This window comes from Butyricimonas faecihominis, from assembly GCF_033096445.1.
Taxonomy (GTDB): domain Bacteria; phylum Bacteroidota; class Bacteroidia; order Bacteroidales; family Marinifilaceae; genus Butyricimonas; species Butyricimonas faecihominis.
The window spans coordinates 4676247-4698635 of record NZ_AP028155.1; the positions used below are offsets into that span (position 1 = coordinate 4676247).

Genomic DNA, 22389 nt, shown 5'->3' on the forward strand with positions numbered 1-22389 from the left:
ACTCTGACAAGATAAAAGCATCGTAAAAAATGATTTCAAGTTTCCCGTGGAGGATATGTTAAAAGTCGTATTTGTATTTATCAACTACCCCCCACTAACTCCCCCTTGCACAGGGGGAGAAAACGCTTGGTAATCAGCTCTCCCCCTGTGCAAGGGGGAGCTGGTGGGGGTAGTTTTTAAAATTGACTTTTTGAAAGCCCCTTGGAAACGGTTGTTTATTCAACGGTTTTACCCGGTGTTTTAAAGGTTAGAGTAGCATCAATTTCTTTGGTTGTCCCGTTCGTGTAATGGATTTTCCATTTCGGGGTTTGAAGAATTTCCCAGATTTTATCATCGTCCAGAACCTCTTTCACGTATGTGATCCGGATAACCGGAATGTCACCGTTCAGAGCCGTGGCGAATTCCATCACTCCATCTTGCGTGGAAAGGAAGCTTCCCAAATAGGGTACTTGGCGCTGAACTAACGGTTTATCCAATCCCGGATAGGGCATCTCGTAAACTGCCGTGGCAGCGTCTTCCCCGTATTTCTTCAAGGCAATTTGAAAACGAGATTTGGTTGCCGGGAACATCATTTCAAGGAATGCCTGACGACCGATCGTGTCCACTTGATTCGAGATGTTTACCAGTTCGTAGTCACATTCGATCTTCTTAACTCCACCACCATGCACCGGCATCTCGAATTCACGGGTTTCGACGATACTTCTTAATTCTTTTTTGTCGATTGGTTTATTGATGTCCATGAATAATTTCACTCTTACCGGGCAGTCGTATTCGGTTTGTATTCCATAGAAACCTTCTTTTTCACGGATGATGTTTCCTAGGAACGTCACGTCCATTTGGTCAAATAGTTTTTCAACACCCAAGGTGACTATTTTTACTTGTTTCACTCCGGCAGGAGGAGTATTCAGTTTCCGTTTTACCGGGGTAAACATGGCGTTCTCTACTTTTTCTTTACTCGTTTCACTCGGATCATAATAAACCACGACGGCGAATCGATTCACGTAGGTCGTTACCCCGTAAACTCCCGGGACGTTTTTCATTCGTGCGGCAAATGCTTTGGAGCTGCCGAAACATTTCACGGTTCTCATGCCGTCGCGTTCGAAGGATTCCAAGTGTTCCAATTTTGCCGGGTCTCCCCAACGTTCATCTATGGTCGGCAATTCCCAATGGGTACCCATCCACAGCCCGACGAAGAAGAGAACAACGACTAGAATTGCGGGTAACCATCGGAATGCCGGTTTACGGTTTATCTGTAAAGCATTTTTATTACATGATCCCATACATTCACCACATAAGGTACAATCGATGTCTTTCACGACTTTCAGGTTCGCCACGTCAATTTGTTGTGGGCATTTTTTGCTACACAAACCGCAATGGTTACATTTCTCGTCATCCCGAGTAATGTGGAGTAACGGGAATACCTTGCTTTCGTGGTACACAATTTCGAAGATATAACCGATCACGCAGCTTGCACCGAGTAACCAATACCATTGCATCGGTAGGCCGAAATAGCCTAGAATTAATGAAAGTATCAATAAGCCTAGGAACGTGAGCGTGAATTTGAACACGTTGCTCAACGCTCCGAGCGGGCAGATGTATTTACACCAGAACATATTGATGAATAAGTTACCTAGGAATAGGCAGACGATGGAAATCAACGCCATCCATGCGGTAAGTTCGCCTTTGAATCCGGTTGCGATAGCATAGTACGGGTCAAAGTTCTTACAGAATAGTTCGCTGCTTGAGATCGTCATGTAGAATATCCAGAATAACAGGATATACTTGATCGCTCTTAAGATTTTGTCGACAATCGAACCTGTGGTGATGTTGATGTTTATCTTCATCTTTTTGCGCAAAACGGCCATCCATTCTGTTACCGTGCCCAAGGGACAGAGGTAACCGCAGAACAGTTTACTGAAAAGAATAACACCGATTGCTAGGGTTACCCCCATCATGATCTGTACGATCGACATGCTACATGCCAGTGTGTTTGAATTCAAGTAGGTTACGAGAGATTGCAGTCCCCCGAACGGGCAGTAGGCCTCGACGTCGGCTGGCGCACCCCCGAAAAATACTTTCAGAATGAATCCGGCAATGACTGCAATTACACCCAATTGCAGTAACATGTCTCCATAAATTTTTCTTAATCTTGCTCATTTCTTTTTTGATATTTGTTGTTTTTGATCCCCTAGAATGATAGTCCTATCGTGGCTTGCAACGTTGTCCAGTCTTTACCGTCATACAGGCCGCTGGTGGACTTTTTATAATTGACATTACCGATAGCGTACAGGTTCATCCCTTTCTCCTTGTTGAGGAAATAAGTGTAGCGAACGTTTACTCCTCCGGCTATTTTATCCGATGTGATATACTCGAATTCCTGTTCCAGTAAATCTTTTCGTTGCGGGTATGCGTCGATATTCGGCAAGCCGGTTTCGGCTTCTTGTTTCATTTTTAACATCGTGCCTCCCCCGATGGTGTAGGCCCCGTTTATGCCGCAATCCAACATCCCTTTTTTGAAAAGGAAATTCTTCTCGAATGAAAGATAACCTTCGGTGTTTCTCAATATTTGTTGGAATTTAGCTGGATATAGCCGGTATTCTCTTTCTGCATAAAAGCCTTTGGCGCCAATTTGTGCATTCCAGCAACTGTTATATGCGGTGCGATTGCGAAACAGGTTATAGTTTACGTCATAAACGGAGGATTCGATGGAAGATTTATTCTTTTTTCCGAATTGTGTCCAAGTGCTATTTTGGTTTATGACTTCTTTTTGCTGGATATTCTCGTAGCCTAGCATATTTGAGAAATTGGCTTGCAGGTTAATGTAGTGGCTGTACTTTTCTCCGCTGACATTAAATGCTCCGGTGTAATTGTACGCACGTTGTTTCATTTCACCTCCGCGCTCTTTGTTATAGTTCGCTTTGAAAATCTCCTGCTTTTTTTCCAGCATGGAGAATTGGTTAAAGAATCGGGTCCGGTGGGTATGGAATTCCACTTGTGCGGCACCTCCTAGCGCTTCATCCCGAATGTCCCGGATGATGCTTACGGTTGAACTCACCTGTTCTGACGTGTAGAACCACAATCCCTCGACGGAAAGAAGTTCCGGTGTCCGGCCTGTTCCGATTGTCCTGATATCAATGTTTTCAGTCTCCTTCTGATAAATGAAATTCAGTCCCAAGTTCAAATATTTGGATCGGTAAACTACTCCCGGGTATACTTTCAAGTTCATGTACGTGTTCTTGTTACGGGCGTCTTTCTTCTTGGCGTTACTGGCGGTCAGGTAATCGATTTTAGCCCCGATGCTCCAGTGTTTTCCGATCATGTAGCCGATGCCGCCTTCCAGAATGTAAGTTTCCATGGTCTGACGTCCCGGCATGCTGTCTGCAAAGAATATTGGAGAGCGATACGGGTTGATAACGTTACACCATCCCATTTTCAGGCGGTTCATGTAGTCAAAACTGAATTTCCCGTAAAAGAATACTTTATTCAATCTTCGGAAGGATTCTGTTTGCAAGTTTGTTTTATTGGATGCCGTGGGGGCATTCACATTTCTAAAACTACCTTTTCCATATTGAAAGTCGATTTCTACGATGGTGAAATCCTGATTTTCGTTGAACGTTAATCCAGCGTAGTTTAAAGACTTCGTCCAAGGATTGTTCGCTTTGACCCGATCCATCCGGTAAAAAATCTTCTCGTTGTCTTGGGTTTGGGCATTTACGGCCGACATCCCGGCGATGAGTAGACCCAGACCAAGTGTATATATTTTTTTGAATTTCATAATCTTCATTTTTAGATACAGTTCGTCTATCTGTTTTTTAATGTATTCGGAACTACTTCGAAATCCTCGCTGGAATTGTTGGAGTCCATGTATATGGTCCTGCCATCGACAACTTCATCCACTTTTCGGCAAACGGAATTCCCTAGGTAACTTGTCGGTATATAAGTGAATCCTGCATCGATGTTATTAGGGATTCGCTTATTTGCTTTACTGGCACTTGTCACGCATTCAACACCGTCGATTACCCAATCCTTGTGAATCATCAAAAATTTCATTGTTGCGGAAGGTTTTACCGGATCTTGTTGAATATTTCCGGGATCTTCAGCATAGGCTTGTGCGCTGATTGCTTCGGATGTTGGAATTTTGAAAATGACCATAGCCGGGCCTGTCAAGCTGATGGTAAATGCATTACCACTATTTCTCCATATCATTTTTAATGGTTCAACTCCCGGTGCGGGAACGGATGCTCCTGTCAACAGCGGGTCCCAAAATGCAAAACCAACTTTGGAAAGATCCACGGATTGCGAGGCAATATCCACGTGATTGATGGCATTAAGTGCGATAATCGTTTCTTCCCCGGGTTGTAAGGGGTAGTCTGTGCCTGTTCCGGGGAATTGCCATGCCATCATGAATAGCGGAATTTCATCCCATAAACTTCCGTCCGGTTTGGTGAAGTTACTGGGACTGGTACTCGTGACAGGGTTTACGGTTCCGATACAAAGACTGTCCAGATAGGCGATCTCGTCGGAATTGTTGTAGATTGACATATAAGCATCTTTTCCATAATTTTTACCATCATCTTTTTTACAGGAGGCGTAGTAAATCTCTTTGATGATTAATTGTTGTAATTTGGCATGAGTCAGGTTTATCGTGTAAGTATCCCCATCTTTTGTCCCTTCACTCAGTACAATTCGCTCCATTCTCCCGTTAAAGATGTCGATCGTGTTTTCTCCCCTTTCCCGGTGTTGGGCAACAGCCTCGTAAAAACCGTATTCCACGTTGAACGTGGCGATACCAGAGGCATCACATTTGCTCGTGTAGGTCAGACCTGATGTCGTGCTGTATAATTTCACGTCAATCCCTTCCGGGCTGGTGTTTTCAAAACCTTCCGGCATATTCACCTTGATTAGGGCTCCGATACTCATTTTTTCTTCTTTCAGACATCCCGTGAAAAGGAATATGACCAGAAGCGTAAGTATATGATATGTTTTCATCTTTATTCCTTTTTTATCCGTTAAAATTTCAGACTGATTTCGGCACCAAAGCTGATGTCGCTGTTTACTCTAAAGTCAGAACCACTGGATTTGTAATATCTCCAAGGTTTTGCGTTCGTGAAATTGTTTGCATAGAAAGAAAGAGAGGCAAACCTTCCGATTTCTTTCGTCATGCGCAGATTCAACATGAAGTACGGGTCAAGGGAATCCTCCACGAAATAGGTGGATTTACCGCTTTTGATCATGTGTTGGAATACCGGATCGTTTGCTTCCGTTTCCGTGAACGGGTGGATGGCTCCATCCCGGTCCATGTATGCTACCGGATTAATATACTTGTTATAGGTTTTGTCTTTTTCCACATTTCCTTCGACGATGTTTCCGTCGTCATCCTTCATGTAGGCCAGACATTGTCCTTGGTATTTGGATAAGGCTTTTGATTTATCCATCCACACGCATTGGGCTCCTAACGTGAAAACAAGACGCAATTGGGGGATGTGGGTTACGAGACGTAGGTTCGTGTTCAAACGTTGATAGAGATTCCCGTTTCCGACAGTGTTTCCGCCCACGTATAATCCAACATAAGGATAAGGTTCATTATTTATGTATCGGGATTCATAACTCATTTTAAGACTATTGTCGAATGATTTGGTATGGAAAAATGCTCCGTCCACGAGAATCGATGTTTTGATCACGTCGATCTTTCCGAAATCAAGGGAGTATTCGATACCCCATTTGTCGGTTGTGATCCCGTTGTCCGGGCGTTGGAAAACCCCGAACGTTTGCAAGGTGCGGTAACCCACGGGTGTCCCGTTTTCCACGACTTCCCCGTTCACGTATTCCGGGTTGGTCAGGCTGGAACTGTAGTTGTATTCCCGGTATTGGTAAGGAACTGCATAACCGGCTTGATTGTATCCATTGGTCAATTTTTCCTTGAAGTAGGCTAGGCTGGCATTGACATTGAGTACCTTGAAGTCCACGCCGATCTCGAAGTTGTTACTTTTCGGGATTTTCAGGCGATCGTTGTCCGTTTCGAACACATTCGTGGTAATCACGGCTAATTTATGGTCATTGGCATCGTCTTTGAATGAGAAACTAGCTTTGTCGATATAAGCCGGGTCCGGGTACAAGTAGGCAAGTGTCGGCATTTTATGCTGGATTCCCCATCCGGCACGAATGCTCAGGCTTTGCCAGCCTTTCTTGTTCCAGATATTTTCAAATAATGTTAGTCGGGCATTAAAACGCGGGTCTACGATCACGTCAAAATCAGCTCCTTTGGTGTCAATTTTGGTGAACCGACTTCCGGCAGAAAGTTCTAATGATCTTTTACCCATTTCAATTTTTACTTTGTCCTCAACGAAGCCGCTGTATTCATTGATATAGGGAATATCTTTGAATGAACGGGGGCGTATATTTTGAGTCGGCGGGTTGTTCGGGTCGAAACTTTTCCCTTTACCTTCATTTCCTTTCGTACTCCACTCGCCACCTAACATGAAGTTATTGTAGAAAATCCCGTATTTGCCGGAGATATTAGCCGTTAATTTGGCTTGTGCGTAAACGGGTTTTCCTTCGATCTTCAAGTCACTGTAATATTCGTAGGGGAGGAAACCTGCCACGTGTTCCCCGGATTCCATGGAATTTGTGTTGGCGGCCCCGACGGTTGTATGTTGTTCGTGGTCCCAGTTATATTGTTTTCCCAAGGAACCGGCTACGGTGTATTTCAGACTGGTTAGCCACGCCTTGTTTATCATCCAGTTACCGTATATATTCAAGCTGATTTCCTGATTTTCAACTTTTGTCTTTTCTTCGGATTGCTTGTCCGGGTCACTTTTTTGTTTGTCCAGTGTGGTCAGACCTTTAAATTTAGCGTTTAGGCTAAAGGCTCTTCCCTGCGGGTTGAACACGTTGGAATAACCGATTTGCGCGGTCAATCGGTTGTAAGACTTTGCCGGGGTACGAATGTCATTCTGTGATTGCACGTAATCAGCGTCAATATTTAGAAATCCTTTATTTTCTCCCAAGGCAAAACCTTTACCGGCGTAGACCTGTTTGATTTTTGGGTCTGTCTTGAAACGAACCTCCAAAGGTGATTTTCCTGCCTTTGTTTTAACGATCACGGCTCCCGAGTTCAAGTCCCCGTATTCGGCAGAAGCGATTCCCCGGATTACCTCGATAGACTCGATGTTATCGACAGCTATCTGGCGGGCGTCAATACCGGTTCCTGCCGACGTGCTTATTCCTTGGGTTGATAGGGCCGTGGAGGCCATTTGCATATTGGCGTCATTTGACATTCTTGCCCCGTCAACGATTACGGCTGTCCCGAAAGCATTGGTGGCGTCTTTCCCCGTGACGTCACGGATAGTCAGTCTCGAGATGTCGTTCAAGTTTGGATTGACGGTCAGCGAGCCGGGTAACAATTGCATCACGTCCACGATACTGGAAGCCTGCACGTGTTCCAATGCTGCTTTTTTAATAGAGGAAGAACTGTTTAACTTGTTCCCGGCTGTAGCGGTCACGGTGACCTCTTTTAGAGCTAGGGTTTGTTCCTCTAATTTTAGGATGTATTTTTCAATATTTTTACTCAGATTAATTTTCATTTCATAATCTTTGTAGCCGAGACAGGATGCGGTTAGAGTATATTCTCCTTTTTTTACGTCTTTAAAAGAAAACTTTCCGTTAATGTCAGACGTGGTCCATAGATTTAAGTCCTTGATATTGACCACGACGAAGGGTAGTGTTTCACCGGATTTTGCGTCTTGTATCGTTCCGGATAGGCTGACCTTTTCAGATTGGGCAAACAGGTTCATATGCCCGATCAAAAAGATGACCGTGCTTAAAAAAAACAATTTTTTCAAACTCATAGTAAGATCTTGTAGGTTTAGCTGTTTTTAATTAAAAAGTCTGTCCTCAATACATTCAAGTTTAGTGTCGTTAATATTATACTTTCCTAGCCACTCCTGCATCGCCACTTGCCGATCGGTCTTGTGCATGTGGTGGTGTATACTGCCCACCAGAATGCCTAGTGCAATTCCCGCGGCAATGCTCATGCCTAGGTGTCTTTTGCGGATCACGGGACCGGCATCATCCATTTTATTCCGGGCCATCTTTTTCATGATCCCGTTATAAAAGTCCTCACGCACTTCCCTTACCTTGTCCTTTTCGATGATCTCTTCAACTTTCATGATTTTCTCTCTCTTTGGTTATATGACAGACTTTATTTTAAAAACTTGCGCTGGCAAGATACTTTTTTTCATTATTTCGTAATATTTTTTATAGAATCCCTGTTTATTTCTAGTGAATCGGATTCTATGTTCTTGTAATGATGGAACTTAGGACATCTTTTACATTTTTCTTGATCCGTGCATTTTTCTGCACATTCCGCACAATGTTTGTTGATCTCCAATAAATCGATGAACATTTTCTCGAGTTTTTTTGATTGTTCCGGGGTGCATACCTTTTTTATATTGAGTAAATGACGAGCCGTTTGTGTTTTTAATGCTTTATGCAAATGTCCCACGGACGTGGCTATTTTGTTGAGCTCTTCCAAGGAAGGGTTGGGCTTTGCCAGTTCGTTCAACATCTGATAGCGTCTTTGACAGAGTAGTTTTAAAACGGTTTGATGCCTTCTCAAGACGATTGAATCCAATTCATTAATGAGTTTATATTGTTCATCCGTGAAATCCAATTCTTTGCGAAGGAATTCATTAGAAATGGTGGAATCTTCATTCTTATATATTGTTTTTTCGGGGGTAAAACAAAAGAATACGAGGAGTGCCGTATTCAACATTAGCAGAATAATGTTCACCCAGTAAATCAAATATTTTTTATTTATCTTTTTCATGACAATGTCTTTTATTTCGTGTTGAATATTTTCTCAAGATTATTTTTCGCACGGAAAAGAAGTGATTCCACGGAGGAGAGAGTAACCCCCATGACCTCTGCAATTTCCTTGTATGAAAGTTCTTCATACTTATTTAAAATTAGCGCCGTGCGTTGATTTTCAGGAAGTCGGTCGATAGCCCGGTGTAATAATTCCAGTTGTTCCTGTTCTTCCAATAACTGTTGTTGTGGCATTTCAACCGATTGTGCCACCTCTTGTTGTTTCCATGATTCAATATCGACTTTTATGGCTCGTCCCCTGGGAGATTTGCAGTGATTAATAGACCTGTTCACTGCTATCCGGTATAACCACGTGGATAATTTACTTTCAAATCTAAACTTACCTAGAGATTCAAAGACTTGGATAAAAACGTCTTGGGCAATATCTTCCGCTTCATTCCGATCGTGTACGAAAGCATGACAAGTGTTGACAACCATCAACTGATAGGTGTCAACCAATAGCTTAAAGGCTTTCTGGTCACCTTCAAGTATCGCTTTTATCATCTCTTTCTCGCCCATTCCAAGATTTTATCGCACTTCCCGCCCGGGGAAATATCACTCAATCCATACAGGTAAAATGGTATTACAACAAATGGTGTAATATCATTAAACGTTCATTTATTGATCTCAAATATAGTGAAAATATTGAATCTTCAAACAACGGCATTCATTTTTAATATATGCTGATTGTCAACAAACTGCATTAAAGGACTTGTGTTTAGATAATTATTTACCATCCTTTTTTTAATGTATCATTTATTGAACGTTTTTTAAAATAGAGAAAAACATTTCACTCCGGCACCGTGTAAGGCCTGTCTTGCGATTGTGTTATTTAACGGATGATAGATAAGTGCGCTTATCCGTTGGAGCGAGAGGGGAATTTGTTCGGATAAAGTCAACCATTGCATTTACTACGGAAATATCCGTATGTAGCCCTTTCCCTTTGTCTGGAAAATCATATTCAATACTTACATAATTATTGAGTGCGACTTTATAGGTGTTTTTTTCTGCGAGTGGTCTACCATGATGGTCTTTAAAAATGACGTTTATTCCCTTTCCCTGTTGGTCCTGGATGATCGTGTAATTCCCGGGTGATACATATAGGTCGATCATATGATCCCCTTGGTTGAAATGATTTAGTATTAACGCTTTTATGTCAGCCAAGGATAATTCATGAATAACGATATGGTTACCGAAGGGTTCTATGGAGAGGATGGTTTCCAGCGTGATGTCTCCTAGAGGAAGTTCGGAAAGACGAATGCCACCCTGATTGTAAAAGGCAAGGTCGGATGCAGCTGAACATCGCATGGCATCGGTCACGATATTACCGATACTTTCTTGAGATTTGAACGGGAGGGAGGTTGCCCCGATGACTTCTTTAAATTCGGGTTGCTCCATGAAAGAGTTAACTTTCCGTGCTATGTAAGGATCAACCTGTGTAATTGTATCAATCAAACAGGATTGATAGGAGCGTTCGGTGAGCTTGCCCTTTTTGAATTTTAATATGGTCAAACCTGCGTATTGCAGCTTGAGTCCAGTTTGACCGATCATGACGTTATTTATCTCTTTCGGAGTTTCTAGTAACGTGTGGGAATGTCCCCCGATAATGATATCCAGTTCCGGCATTTGTGTCGCTAAAATGGAGTCAGCCTCGATCCCGAGGTGAGTGAGGCCTATCAGCACGTCACATTGTTGCTTGAGTGATCTGTAATCTTTTACCTTGTCGAGATAATCGTCAAAAGTAAGATTTTTCAAATGCTCCGGGTTCGTGCTTGGTATTTGGTCTACACCTGTTTGTACAAGGCCAATAAAACCTAGATTGATGCCATCTTTTTCGATTACGTGATAAGGAGGAATGCTGTCTAATTCGCTCCGGGAAGAATTGATGTTAGCGCACACAATCGGGAAGGATGCATTGTTAATTCTGGCACGAAGGATTTTTTGTCCGAAATCGAATTCGTGGTTTCCTAGCGTTCCGATCTCGTAACCCAGATCGTTCATTAATGAGATTATGGGTAGACCCTTTTCTTGCGCGTGGTCCACGTATGGGTTGCCCGTGAAGCGATCCCCGGCATCCACTAGAATGACATTCGGGTGTTTCGTCTTTATGCGTTCCACGAAAGTGGCCAACTTGGGGAATTGTTCGATTCTCCCGTGTATATCATTGGTTGATATGATCACGATCTCTTTTTCCCCGATATTTTTACACCCGGAAATGAGTATTATCCATAAAGGAATAATGTATAAGAATATATGCTTGAAATAATCGTGATTCATATCATTGTATTTTCAAGCGACAAAGATAATTCAAAAGTAGAATTCTTAGTACAAAAATTGTTTCCGAAATGCCGAAATATCTACTTCAAGTACTGTTTTTAGGAATTTTTCCACGCTACCGAGTGTTGTCTTGATCTGGTCTAGTTCGGCTTGCAGAAACTCTCTCTTGACAGTGAGTACAGATTTTAGATTTGGGTGGATGGCGATTTCTTTGGCATATTTATCGCTCAAGTAAACGTTAGAGGCGAGGTAATCTTCCATCATGGTTTGTTCATTAATCCCCAAGGCATATAATATCAGAGCGACTCCCATACCCGTGCGGTCTTTCCCGGCAGAACAGTGAAAAAAGAGGGGGAGATTTTATTTTCCTGATCTTTACAAAGATGGGGAAATTCTTTAGAAAAAACCGAGATGTATTAAAGAATAAAAATAAACTTTTATTGTTCTTCATTCGTATAATTCTGGTGTGATTTTTGTGATAATAATGATATAAACCATTAAAATAAAGTTATGAAAGCAGCTTTGTTTTTTGAAGATAACCAACTCTGCCACCTCGGTGAAAATATCGGGAAAAAGGCGATTAAAGTATCTACAATTACGACAGAAGATGATAAGGTCGTTTCTATAAAGAATAGTGAAGTGAAAAATCGGAATATGAATTATTTTATCCAGTGGTTAGTGGACTGCGGTATAAAAATGATTTACGTCTCCGGTATTGACGAGAAAATAAAACGATTCTTTGAACAAATGAAAATCATCGTGAACGTGAAAGAACAGTCTGATAAGAGTCTTTTGTTAACTGAAATTACTTCTCAAAAGTAATAAATTGGATTTTGCAGTTAATCCCGGGCTTGAACCCGGGATTATTTTTAGATTACTTCTATTGCAATTATTTTTACTTTATCTTTGCTAGACGATAATTACAGAGGAATTGTTATGTCATTGGAACAAGTAAAACAATATTTTGATAGCTTGGGTTTAGGGCAACGGGTGCATGAATTGGCTCAATCGAGTGCCACCGTGGAAGAAGCGGCTGTTGCCGTGGGATGTGAACCGGAGCGTATTGCTAAAACCATGTCCTTCCTGTTGGGGGAGGAACCAATATTGATCGTTACGGCCGGGGATGCGAGGATTGATAATAAAAAATACAAGGAACATTTTCATCAAAAAGCGAAAATGATACCGGGAGAGTTGGTGGAACAATATGTCGGACACGCGCCCGGGGGAGTTTGCCCTTTTGTTGTTCCGGAGAAAACTCGTGTATTCTTGGATGTTTCGCTCAAACGCTTTGAGATTGTTTACCCGGCTGCGGGGACAAGTAACAGTGCGGTTGAGTTATCTATCAAAGAACTGGAGGATTGTTCCCGTTCCCGGGAGTGGATTGACGTGTGCAAGGATTGGTCTAAGGAATAAATCGACTGGGTTTGCCCCAATGCGTGATGGTTAGTTTGTGTATGGCTCTTGTCACGGCAACGTAAAGCATACTTTTGTCTATAAGCGTGTTGTAGTTGGTGTCGTTCGCTTGCGGAATGATCACCTCGTCGAATTCCAACCCCTTTGCCATGTGGGATGAGGTGACAATGATTCCTTTAGCGAAAGCCGTACTCTGATGGGATAGGAAATAGAGGTTGTCCGTGTACGATTTGAGTTTCTCTGTGATTTCTTGTGCTTGCATCTCGGTTTTGCATATTATCCCCAATGATTTGTAAGTCGACGTTCTGAACGTGACAATTAATTCCGAGATGGCGGAAAGTTCTTCTTCCGAATTCTTGAAAGAGAGGACAGTTGGTTCTTCCCCGTGTCGGGTGATGGCTTCCAGTTCTTCGTTCGTTTGAATTCTTTGTGCAAAACTCGTGATCTCGAACGTGGATCGGTAACTCTTGCAGAGTTTCATTACTTCTCCCGTGACAAATGCTTTCTGAATCATATCGGCGGTTGATGACCCATAAGGGTTTACCGATTGACAGGCATCCCCGAGAATCGTTTTCCGACAAGGATAAAGTTTCTGAATGATCTTGTATTGTATGGGTGAGTAATCCTGCATCTCGTCAATCAAAAGGTGTTTGACCCGGGAAAGGGTAGGAGTGCCCTCTAACGCTATGTGGAGATATGCCAAGGGGGCCAGATCTGCGTATTCCAGCGTACGGTTCTTGCGCATTTTGAACATTTCGGGTTTCCCGATCCACGTGAAAAAGTCTTTGTAAACTTGAATGTCGTTGTTCCCGGCAAACATCTTTTGAATTTCCTTTTTCAACAGGTTCCTTTCGGCAGTTGTCGCTTTGAAATAATGTTTCAAAGACATCATTTCTAAGATATAGTCCGTCATCGTCTCGAAACGTTGGCGCATCGGGTAACGGTTGAACCGTCGGAATTGTTCATCGATAAACTCGGCCGGAACGGTAATATGTTTGGTCAGTTTGACATCTGTTGCCTTAAAATAGTTGTTCTCCATGTAAAGAACAAACTTTTCTAATTGCGAGATGAAATCAAAGGAAGCTTTGTATTGAATCCGTTCAATAAATTCCGGTGTCGGTTTATCTAGTAATTCTGTTACTTGTTCAAAGAAATTTTGGTATTTGTATTTGTTATCGAGAACCCCCGAAAGGATTTGTTCCATGCTGGTTTCTGGAACCGTTTCTTCGCCGAGTTCCGGGAGGACGTTCGAGATATAGTCGGCGAAAACCTTGTTCGGGGAGATAATCAGAATATCTTTTGAAGTAATTTCCCCTTTTAGCGTGTAAAGCAAATAAGCGATACGATGCAAGGCAATGGATGTTTTCCCTGATCCTGCCACTCCCTGAATGATGAGCGTTTGTGCTTCTTCGTTTCGGATAATCCGGTTTTGTTCCCGTTGTATCGTGGTCACGATATTCTTCATTTTATCGTCGGCATTGGAACTCAGTTCTTTTTGCAGGATATCATCGTGAACGGTCAATGAACTCTCGATCATGTACTCCATCTTACCTTTGCGGATACGATATTGTCTTTTGAGGGAAATGTCTCCGTCAACCTCTCCGGAGGGGGAAGAATAGGATGCGTTCCCTAGTTCATGGTCATAAAACATACTGGATATAGGCGCTCTCCAATCGTAGATTAGGTTGGCTTTTTGGCTGGGGTCATAGAACGTGTGAATCCCGATATATAATGCCATTGTTTCGCATCCCTCTTTCTTTTCCGTGAAATCTATCCGTCCGAAATAGGGAATATCCAGAATCTTTCCCAGTCGTTTGCGTTTATCAATGACGCTCTCGCCTGTTGCAAAATGACGTAGGATGCTTTCTCTCATGGAGCGTATCTCGTGTGGATCGATGTCTTTATTCGACCACAGATATTCCTTGTACTCTTGTAACGTGTCAACGTGTTCCTTGACGGATTTGTCCGTGTTATTGATCGAATCGTTTATAGTGTTGATAATCTGTCGTAAATATTCTTTTTCCTGTTCTTCCGTTTTGTTGAATACCATAGACTCCTAGTTGTTTTAATTAAAATTGTGCGAAAAGAGGAACAAAGTTAATGCAACAACGTGGAGGGGGAAATAGTTATTTATAGCTATTTAATGAGTTTGATTTATCTATTGTAATCTTTCTTTATTTGTTCCCCTTGCTCTGTTAGGCGGTATCTTTGAGATCTACTGTTGGGTTTATCTGGTTTTGTCATTTCGATAACACCATATTCTAGTGCAGGTTTTAAATAACTTCGCCGGAAGTGTTCTCTATCTGCAAGATTTAGTTGTTCTTGGAGTTCTAAACGATTCATCTCTCCCGTCAATACTTTTAAAAGTTCTTTGACTTGCGGGGTAACTTGCGGGGTAACTTGCGGGGTGACTTGCGGGGTGACTTGGGGGGTAACCTTTTCTAAAGCTGGGAATGTCATGCGTAAAAAGTTCTCTGTGAATTTGAAACATTCTTTTCCGTAACTCCTTAAAATACGGGGGATTCCTGAGCCTAGATGTTCTACTAAATCCAAATCTCTGAATACTCGCATCAATTCCTTGTTGCGGGGTACGGAATATCCTTCAAAGAATTCTTTTTCGGTCATACCCTGTGGTAAACTTCCAAATGAAGTGATTTCTATTCTGTCATCAAAAAATTCAAATTTAGGAGGTATTTCTGAAGTATAATCGTTGTGTACGATGGCGTTAATTACCGCTTCTCGTAGGGCGACGGAATTCCATAATCTTTTTTCCTCTCGTTCTTTTGGGGTAATCCTTGCTAAGGTTTTATTTTCCACGTTGATCTTGTCTAATACTTGCTTCGTCGCTTTGACCAACGAGCAATAACCGTATTCATTATTCTCCATTAGGTCTACCCGATCAACCCCTTCGTATTTGGCAACTTTTATAGACATTCCATTCAAGTCGGCTAATAAATAAGCCACGTAATTATATTGTCCTTCTTCAGAGAGCAATTCAAGGTTTGATGTAAATTGTTGATTTAATGCTTTGTTAGCCCCCTCGTAATATATCTTTAATTGTTCAAAAGTAAGATTCTGATTGGGTGATTTTATCTTGCCAATAGAGTTCCGGATTCGTTTGGCAAAGAGTGATTCAATCATTTTTACAGGCATTGGTTCTGCTGCAGTCCCGACTCGGATGAATGTGCCTTTTTCTGACATTCCAAGCTTTTTTATATAATAAGGTTTTTCCGGACCACTGGCAAATGTAATTTTTATTACATCCCTTGAATCAATATTTTCCGTCGCGATATCGAATAACCCCATACAAGATGGTGTAATGTTATTTTTCAAACGATCTTTGATTTTGAGCATATCGCTATCAATATCAATAACTCCGATTGCTGTACCCGTTTTTTCAATTCCGATATAGAGTACCCCTCCTTCCGGGTAATTGAGAAAGGCTACGGCTTCTTTTTCTAAATCATCAGTGAGTTCTTGTTTGTATTCTATGCGGTTTGTCTCGGAATTCATAAACTTGATATTAGCTTTAAAGATCATGATTCTTGTTTCTTACAAAGATACTATTTTGTAGCTGTTTAGTCAATAGAAATGATGACAAATACGAATTATTTCAATAGCCCTAATTCGATCCCTTTGTTGATAGCCTCGATGGAATTCTGTACTTCCAGTTTGTGTAGTAAGTTTTGTCTGTGAATGTTTACCGTGTGAATACTGATTTGGAGTTTGTTGGCAATCTCTTTGCTTAGTAAGCCTTTTTGAATCAAGTGGAATATTTCCGTTTCCCGCTTTGTCAGATGGATGGTCGGGGAGGATAATAATGCCGGGGAAAATAGTTCTCCGTTTCTGAGATTGAGAACGGTACAGTCAACTTGTTCTGAATTCTTCTGATCCGGAGAAATACTCATGTTGCCTAGTATAAGCCATGCTTTTCCTGAAAGTCCTTGTTCCAAAACTTGCAATCTGTTGGTTACCCTTACATATTGTTGCTTGGCGTTACGTACCCGAAAACTGTAAATATTGCAATAATCATTTCGTTGTTCCACGGGCAGGCTATAAATGAATTGTCCCAGTTTGATTTGTAAATCCACTAATTGATCGAAGTCATCTGGATGGAACCGGGATTCCAGATAATCTCCCTGCCTTTCCAATGTGGCAATTTTGTTTGAATCATATCCTAGTAAATCTGCGAAATTAGAGGAGGCATATACATACTTACTCTTGTAAACATCAACAACAAACGTGCAACTCTGATTTACTTTTGCCATCTGGTGGAGCATGGCTTTATCCCGTTCCCACGCGGCATAATCAATGTCATGTATCGATAAATGTTGTCTGGCCCACATTTCTTCCCGAGTGATATTGGTTGGCTTCATGCTGTATTATTGCTAATGGATTAAAAAAACTTGAGATGATTCTAATACAAATATAACAAAGATTCCTCATAAATGAACTAGTTTTTCTATTGAGAAAACAAGTTGGGTGGTCTGTGATTTTATCGAATTTTAAGGAATAAGATATGATTATTTTATAGAAGTAATGAATGCTGCTATATTGTTTTATTTTGGATGGTTAAATTGTGGAGTGATATTTGTTTTTTATAAAAATGTTACTATATTTGTGATGTCTAACATACTCAAGGGCGGGGAGTCCTGCCACAATGTAGCGGGCATTTTTTATGCCTGCTATCTCCATACGGCGGTTCCGAACCCCCGTGATGGAGTGTGTAATGCACCCACAGCCCTTGAGGTGTTAGACAGCGGGACAGGCGGAACCGTTTCTTTTCGCTCTAATCTTTAATAAAAAAGGCTTATGGAGGTAAATCGTAATTGTATCTCTGCGTGTAAAAGGGGGAATCCGGCTTTAATAATTCTTTTGACTTTGTTGTTAGACAAGTGGTGTAGAGGAACCATTTAGTTTGTAATGAGATCGGCGTGACGAACATTCGTGTTGTGGGCCGGGAATGTTCAGATCTTTGTATTTCTTCATCAGTTTTTATAGAATCCTTATCTTGAATGACAAAGGGGTAGTTTGTTGTGCCATCGTTGTCATGATGGAGCGGAATTGTAATCGTTTAACTGAAATGAGAATAAAATGAAATAGTTAGAGTAAAGTACGTTGAGAAAAGCAACGGAAGAATAGAAAAGGGAGGTATCCTCTGCCTGGAAAACTTTGAATACCATCCCTTTATGTAATCAATCTTATCAATTAATTAACAATCAAAGTTATGAAAAAAACTTATGACAGGAATGTTTTTAAGCGAAAGTTACTGTCGGATCGAAGGACGGTAACCGTGACAATCCGGTTATTTATGATTTTATTGTTGGGCTTTCCGCTATTGACGAGGGCCGGGACGGTGGATTCCACTCGTGTGGCAAACCGGGAAGTGAGGGGAAAGGTGATAGACGAGAAAAAGCAGCCCATTCCGGGAGTTTCGGTACGTCTGGGAGGAACATCAATGGGAACAGCCACTGATGTAGATGGGAAGTTCAAGTTATTGATCCCGGCTGACACGGCCACGCTAGTCGTTTCCTTTATCGGGATGAAGACGGAGGACGTGAGGATTCCCCGGTTGAAAGCGGGCGTGGAACAGAAGGAGTTGACGATCGTGTTGCGGGAAGAGGACGTGAAACTGGAAGACGTGGTGGTGACGGGTATCTTCACGCGTAAGAAGGAAAGTTTCACGGGATCGGCATCCACTTACTCGGCTGCCGAGTTGAAAACGATGGGTACGCAGAACGTGCTGCAAAGTTTGAAGACGCTGGACCCGGCTTTCGCCATTATCGAGGATAACCAGTTCGGGTCGGACCCGAACCGTTTGCCGAACATGGAAATCCGGGGAAAGTCGAGTATGTTAGGTTTACGGGACGAGCTAGATGCCGACCCGAACCAGCCGTTGTTTATCCTTGATGGGTTTGAGTCAACGTTGGCAGCGATTAATGATTTGGATATAAACCGGGTGGCCTCGATCACGATCTTGAAAGACGCGGCGTCGACGGCCATTTACGGTTCGAAGGCGGCTAACGGGGTGATCGTGGTGGAAACGGTGAAACCGGAGGCCGGGAAATTGCAGGTAAGTTATACCGGAAACATGAATCTCTCGATGCCCGATTTGTCGAGTTATAACTTGATGAATTCAAGGGAAAAGCTGGAATTTGAATTATTGGCAGGGAGGTATGATCCGGTGAATTGGTCCACGACGAACGAGGTGGAATTAACCCGTTTGTATAACGAGAAATTGAAGAAAATCGAGAGTGGTGTAAACACGTACTGGTTGGCTGAACCTTTACGGGTAGGAGTGAACCAGAAACATTCACTCTACGTGCAGGGAGGCGAGGGGAATTTCCTGTTCGGCTTGGGAGCGGGATACAACGGGATTTCCGGGGTGATGGAAAAGTCGGAGCGGGATGTGATCAGTGGCAATATCGACTTGATTTACCGGATGTCGAAATTCCAGTTCTCTAACAAATTCTCGTTGACCTCAACTCATTTCAAGAACCCGATCGTGGCATTCAGCGCGTATGCTGCGGCGAATCCTTATTACAAAAAGTATAATGACGAGGGAACGGTGGATAAATGGTTGGAATATAATGATTACTTCAAAGCTTCGAATCCACTGTGGAACGCGAGCCAAAATAGTCGGGATAAGGGAAGTAATCTCTTGTTGAACAATTATTTCATGGCGGAATATTTCCCCACGACGGAATGGCGGGTACGTGCCCGGTTGGGATTGACTTACGGGAATGATGACACGGAGAAGTTCTATTCCCGGAATGATACCCGATATGAGAACGTGGAAACTACTAAAAAGGGAGAGTTTCATTCAAATAACGTCCGAACAAATCAAGTTGAGGCGGAGTTAAGTGTCACGTACGCGAAAGTACTGGGAAAACACAGGATTAACTTGGTTGCCGGGGGAAATATTTCCAGCAATAAATCGCTTACGCAGGGGTATTCTGCGGTAGGATTCCCGGACGGAGATTTTTCTTACCCCTCTTTTTCGAACGGCTACCCGGAATACGGGACTCCTGCATACTACGAGTCGGTTTCCCGTTCCGTGAACGGTTATTTCAACGCGGGGTATTCTTTTGACGATCGTTACTTGATGGATTTCAGCCTGCGGACGAGCGGTTCATCGGTTTTCGGTACTTCCCGGAGATACAATACGACGTGGTCGGTCGGGTTGGGCTGGAACTTGCACAAGGAGAAGTTTATCATGGATCACGTGGCATGGATTAATATATTGAAACTGCGGGCCTCTATTGGAAATCCGGGGAACCAGAGTTTTGACTCCGCGCAATCCTTGTTGACTTACTCGTTCCAGTTTGGTTCCATGAACTACTTCGGGATCGGGGCGGAATTGTCGCAGATCGGAAACCCCGATTTGGAATGGCAGATCACGGTGGATAAGAATATCGGTTTGGACGTGACGTTGTTTAATAAACGCTTTTCGTTGACGGCAGATTACTATTACAAGGTGACCGACCCGTTGTTGATCAAGGTAAGTACACCGCTTTCTTCCGGAACATCCACTTACATGACGAACGCGGGAGAACAGGTGTCGCAGGGGTTGACGGCATCGGTGTCCTATTTTATTTTCCAAGATTTCGAGAAACGCTTCTCGTGGATGGTACGGGCGAACGTGCGGACGCAGAAAACCCGGATTGACAAGATCGGGAACAAGCTTTCCTCTCTGAATGCCAGTGGAAAGGGAGAAAACACGGTGAGGTATTATGACGGGGCCGACCCGGATGATATTTGGGCGGTAAGGTCCGCGGGGATTGATCCCTCGAACGGGAAGGAGTTGTTTTATGCCAAGGACGGGAGTTACACGTACGATTTCTCGTATGATGACGAGGTGATTTGCGGGAATACCCGCCCGGACGTGGAGGGCGTGATTGGTTCATCGCTCAATTGGAAGGGATTTTCCGTGAGCTTGAATTTCCGTTACCAGATGGGGGCTGACGTGTTCAACGAGGCTCTTTATAACAAGGTGGAAAATATTTCGAGAAATGATCTGAACAAGAATCAGGACAAGCGGGCGTTGTACGAGCGTTGGCAGGAAGTGGGGGACATCGTGCATTTCAAGGATATTGCCAGTGCGGAGACGACCCCGATGTCTTCCCGTTTCGTGCAGGAAGAGAACGTGTTGACCTTGGAATCTATCTACGTGGGATACGAGTTCTATGACGGATGGATCAAAAAATTAGGGTTAAGTAGTTTGAAGATTCAAGCATCCATGCGTGACGTGTTCCGGGCATCGACCATCCGGTCCGAGCGAGGAATTGCCTATCCTTTTGCCCGGAGTATGGAGGCAGGACTTTCGTTTAATTTTTAAAGATGAATGGTTATGAAATTATGGAATATCATTTGGATCGGGGTTGTACTCGTGTGTGGTGTAGGATGTTCGGATTTTCTGGATGTTCAGCCCAAGGATAAACAGTCTGAGGAACAGTTGTTTTCGACGAGAGGCGGATTCTACACGGCGGTAAACGGGATATATAACAAGGTGGCCTCCACGGCTCTTTACGGGAAAAATCTTTCTTACGAGTTGGTGGACGTGATCTCGAAACGGTACGCACCGTTGCAATCAAACACGTACTTGACAGCGTTGAGTACCTTCGATTACACGGAGGCTTCGGTGCAGACCGGGTTATCGAACACGTGGACTGAGGCTTACAACACGATATTGAATTGTAACGTGGTGTTGGATAATCTTGAAAAGAGCGATGGCGTGTTGTTGCCTGCTGAATACCGGATGTTGAAAGGAGAAATGCTGGCTCTCCGAGCCTTCTTGCATTTTGATATGTTACGTTTGTTCGGTCCGGTTTACAAACTTCATCCGGAGATGGAGTCGATCCCTTACAACGAGTCATCGAGAGTATCAGCCTTGCCGTTGTTGACGGCTGATTCTGTACTACATGAGAAGATTCTGCGGGATTTGGATGAGGCTGAGCGTATGCTGGTGGATAGCGACCCCGTGATTGAAGGCGGGCGGATGGCTTCGCAGGAGGGGGATGAGGATGTGTATTTGCGTTATCGCCAGTTGCGGATGAATTATTATGCCGTGCTGGCATTGAAGGCGAGGGTGTACCTGTACGCGGGAGAAGAGGCGAAAGCTTTGGCCGTGGCTCGTGAATTACTGACCGATTCGAAAGTGGATGAATATTTCCCGGCTGTTGATCCCAATAAACTTCTGGCGAATCAGGATAACCCGGATCGGGTGTTCTCGACAGAAGTGTTGGCCGGAATCTATGTGAAAGATCGGGCCGATATTCATACTACTTATTTCAGTTCAGAACAGGCGGGAACGAATTACCTGCACCCCCGGAAGAATTACGTGAATGCGAACCTTTTCGCGGAAGAAACGCAGGATTATCGTTTTCAATCGTGCTGGCGTACAGCTTCTAACGAGAACGAAGGAGGATATGACTTTATCAAATACGAGGAGATTGCTAAACCTACTCAAGCGGGAGAGACCGAGTATTTTTATGCCGTTTTCATGTCGTTGATCCGGTTGAGCGAGGTGTATTATATCGCGGCCGAGTGTGAACCCGTGCTGGCAGATAAATACGAGTGGTTGAATAAAATGCGGGAGCGCCGAGGTTTGAGTGCTTTAACCGTGGTTTCGGATGAGGATTTCATGAAGCGTTTGCGTATGGAATATTTGCGGGAGTTCATGGGTGAAGGACAGATATTCTTCATGTACAAACGGTTGTATGCCCATCTCCTCAGCGATGAGAACGGGAATGATGCAAATGCTTATGAAGCTCGGGAAGAGCGTTACGTGTTGCCGTTACCTTCCGGGGAAATCGCTAATCGTTAAATAGTAAG

The 22389-nt window shown here is 43.1% G+C and carries 15 protein-coding genes and 1 pseudogene; 4 read left to right on the plus strand and 12 right to left on the minus strand.

Going from position 1 to position 22389, the window contains the following annotated elements; translation table 11 throughout:
- Window positions 1-215: 215 nt before the first annotated feature.
- From R8806_RS19375 to R8806_RS19415, 9 genes and pseudogenes are all read right to left on the minus strand, one after another.
- Window positions 216-2126, minus strand: a complete 1911-nt coding sequence (locus tag R8806_RS19375) for a 4Fe-4S binding protein (protein WP_317715739.1) — start codon at window positions 2124-2126, stop codon at window positions 216-218.
- 62 nt (window positions 2127-2188) lie between these two features.
- The gene (locus tag R8806_RS19380) at window positions 2189-3775 is read right to left on the minus strand and encodes a DUF6850 family outer membrane beta-barrel protein (protein WP_124316663.1); all 1587 of its coding nucleotides are present in this window, start codon (window positions 3773-3775) and stop codon (window positions 2189-2191) included.
- 26 nt (window positions 3776-3801) lie between these two features.
- Entirely contained in the window at window positions 3802-4989 is a 1188-nt protein-coding gene (locus tag R8806_RS19385) for a DUF4876 domain-containing protein (RefSeq protein WP_124316664.1), read from the minus strand.
- A gap of 20 nt (window positions 4990-5009) precedes the next feature.
- The gene (locus tag R8806_RS19390; RefSeq protein WP_124316665.1) at window positions 5010-7847 is read right to left on the minus strand and encodes a TonB-dependent receptor; all 2838 of its coding nucleotides are present in this window, start codon (window positions 7845-7847) and stop codon (window positions 5010-5012) included.
- 27 nt (window positions 7848-7874) lie between these two features.
- On the minus strand, window positions 7875-8168 hold the full coding sequence (locus tag R8806_RS19395; RefSeq protein ID WP_124316666.1) for a hypothetical protein: 294 nt from the start codon (window positions 8166-8168) through the stop codon (window positions 7875-7877).
- Window positions 8169-8239: 71 nt separating this feature from the next.
- On the minus strand, window positions 8240-8827 hold the full coding sequence (locus tag R8806_RS19400) for a Spy/CpxP family protein refolding chaperone (RefSeq protein WP_151412224.1): 588 nt from the start codon (window positions 8825-8827) through the stop codon (window positions 8240-8242).
- 11 nt (window positions 8828-8838) lie between these two features.
- Entirely contained in the window at window positions 8839-9384 is a 546-nt protein-coding gene (locus tag R8806_RS19405) for an RNA polymerase sigma factor (RefSeq protein ID WP_124317725.1), read from the minus strand.
- 309 nt (window positions 9385-9693) lie between these two features.
- Complete coding sequence (locus R8806_RS19410) at window positions 9694-11142, minus strand: bifunctional metallophosphatase/5'-nucleotidase (RefSeq protein WP_124317724.1); 1449 nt, start codon at window positions 11140-11142, stop codon at window positions 9694-9696.
- Window positions 11143-11187: 45 nt separating this feature from the next.
- Window positions 11188-11484: pseudogene (locus tag R8806_RS19415) on the minus strand (tyrosine-protein phosphatase); the annotation flags it as partial.
- Window positions 11485-11652: 168 nt separating this feature from the next.
- Here R8806_RS19415 and R8806_RS19420 point away from each other — a divergent pair.
- Together R8806_RS19420 and R8806_RS19425 are read left to right on the plus strand one after the other, a co-directional pair.
- Window positions 11653-11964 carry a hypothetical protein gene (locus tag R8806_RS19420; RefSeq protein ID WP_124317722.1) on the plus strand — a complete coding sequence of 104 codons (312 nt, stop codon included), beginning with the start codon at window positions 11653-11655 and terminating at the stop codon, window positions 11962-11964.
- 114 nt (window positions 11965-12078) lie between these two features.
- Window positions 12079-12555 carry a YbaK/EbsC family protein gene (locus tag R8806_RS19425; RefSeq protein ID WP_124317721.1) on the plus strand — a complete coding sequence of 159 codons (477 nt, stop codon included), beginning with the start codon at window positions 12079-12081 and terminating at the stop codon, window positions 12553-12555.
- Here R8806_RS19425 and R8806_RS19430 read toward each other — a convergent pair.
- From R8806_RS19430 to R8806_RS19440, 3 genes are all read right to left on the minus strand, one after another.
- Entirely contained in the window at window positions 12545-14605 is a 2061-nt protein-coding gene (locus R8806_RS19430) for a HelD family protein (protein WP_124317720.1), read from the minus strand. The genes R8806_RS19425 and R8806_RS19430 overlap by 11 nt on opposite strands.
- A gap of 104 nt (window positions 14606-14709) precedes the next feature.
- Entirely contained in the window at window positions 14710-16068 is a 1359-nt protein-coding gene (locus R8806_RS19435) for a Fic family protein (protein WP_151412223.1), read from the minus strand.
- Between the two features lie 95 nt (window positions 16069-16163).
- A complete protein-coding gene (locus R8806_RS19440; RefSeq protein ID WP_183312887.1) occupies window positions 16164-16931 on the minus strand; it encodes a response regulator transcription factor in 768 nt (255 codons plus the stop codon).
- Between the two features lie 851 nt (window positions 16932-17782).
- Here R8806_RS19440 and R8806_RS19445 point away from each other — a divergent pair.
- Window positions 17783-20893: a SusC/RagA family TonB-linked outer membrane protein gene (locus tag R8806_RS19445; protein ID WP_317146605.1), complete on the plus strand. Its 3111-nt coding sequence runs from the start codon at window positions 17783-17785 to the stop codon at window positions 20891-20893.
- A gap of 12 nt (window positions 20894-20905) precedes the next feature.
- Window positions 20906-22381, plus strand: coding sequence for a RagB/SusD family nutrient uptake outer membrane protein (locus R8806_RS19450; protein WP_167513954.1), 1476 nt, complete (start codon window positions 20906-20908; stop codon window positions 22379-22381).
- The last annotated feature ends 8 nt before the right edge of the window (window positions 22382-22389 follow it).

What these genes read in the sequence shown, in the direction of transcription:
- R8806_RS19375 (WP_317715739.1), bottom strand. Translation starts at nt 2,126, where the DNA reads ATGTTACTGCAATTGGGTGTAATTGCAGTCATTGCCGGATTCATTCTG.
- R8806_RS19380 (WP_124316663.1), bottom strand. Translation starts at nt 3,775, where the DNA reads ATGAAATTCAAAAAAATATATACACTTGGTCTGGGTCTACTCATCGCC.
- R8806_RS19385 (WP_124316664.1), bottom strand. Translation starts at nt 4,989, where the DNA reads ATGAAAACATATCATATACTTACGCTTCTGGTCATATTCCTTTTCACG.
- R8806_RS19390 (WP_124316665.1), bottom strand. Translation starts at nt 7,847, where the DNA reads ATGAGTTTGAAAAAATTGTTTTTTTTAAGCACGGTCATCTTTTTGATC.
- R8806_RS19395 (WP_124316666.1), bottom strand. Translation starts at nt 8,168, where the DNA reads ATGAAAGTTGAAGAGATCATCGAAAAGGACAAGGTAAGGGAAGTGCGT.
- R8806_RS19400 (WP_151412224.1), bottom strand. Translation starts at nt 8,827, where the DNA reads ATGAAAAAGATAAATAAAAAATATTTGATTTACTGGGTGAACATTATT.
- R8806_RS19405 (WP_124317725.1), bottom strand. Translation starts at nt 9,384, where the DNA reads ATGGGCGAGAAAGAGATGATAAAAGCGATACTTGAAGGTGACCAGAAA.
- R8806_RS19410 (WP_124317724.1), bottom strand. Translation starts at nt 11,142, where the DNA reads ATGAATCACGATTATTTCAAGCATATATTCTTATACATTATTCCTTTA.
- R8806_RS19420 (WP_124317722.1), top strand. Translation starts at nt 11,653, where the DNA reads ATGAAAGCAGCTTTGTTTTTTGAAGATAACCAACTCTGCCACCTCGGT.
- R8806_RS19425 (WP_124317721.1), top strand. Translation starts at nt 12,079, where the DNA reads ATGTCATTGGAACAAGTAAAACAATATTTTGATAGCTTGGGTTTAGGG.
- R8806_RS19430 (WP_124317720.1), bottom strand. Translation starts at nt 14,605, where the DNA reads ATGGTATTCAACAAAACGGAAGAACAGGAAAAAGAATATTTACGACAG.
- R8806_RS19435 (WP_151412223.1), bottom strand. Translation starts at nt 16,068, where the DNA reads ATGAATTCCGAGACAAACCGCATAGAATACAAACAAGAACTCACTGAT.
- R8806_RS19440 (WP_183312887.1), bottom strand. Translation starts at nt 16,931, where the DNA reads ATGAAGCCAACCAATATCACTCGGGAAGAAATGTGGGCCAGACAACAT.
- R8806_RS19445 (WP_317146605.1), top strand. Translation starts at nt 17,783, where the DNA reads ATGAAAAAAACTTATGACAGGAATGTTTTTAAGCGAAAGTTACTGTCG.
- R8806_RS19450 (WP_167513954.1), top strand. Translation starts at nt 20,906, where the DNA reads ATGAAATTATGGAATATCATTTGGATCGGGGTTGTACTCGTGTGTGGT.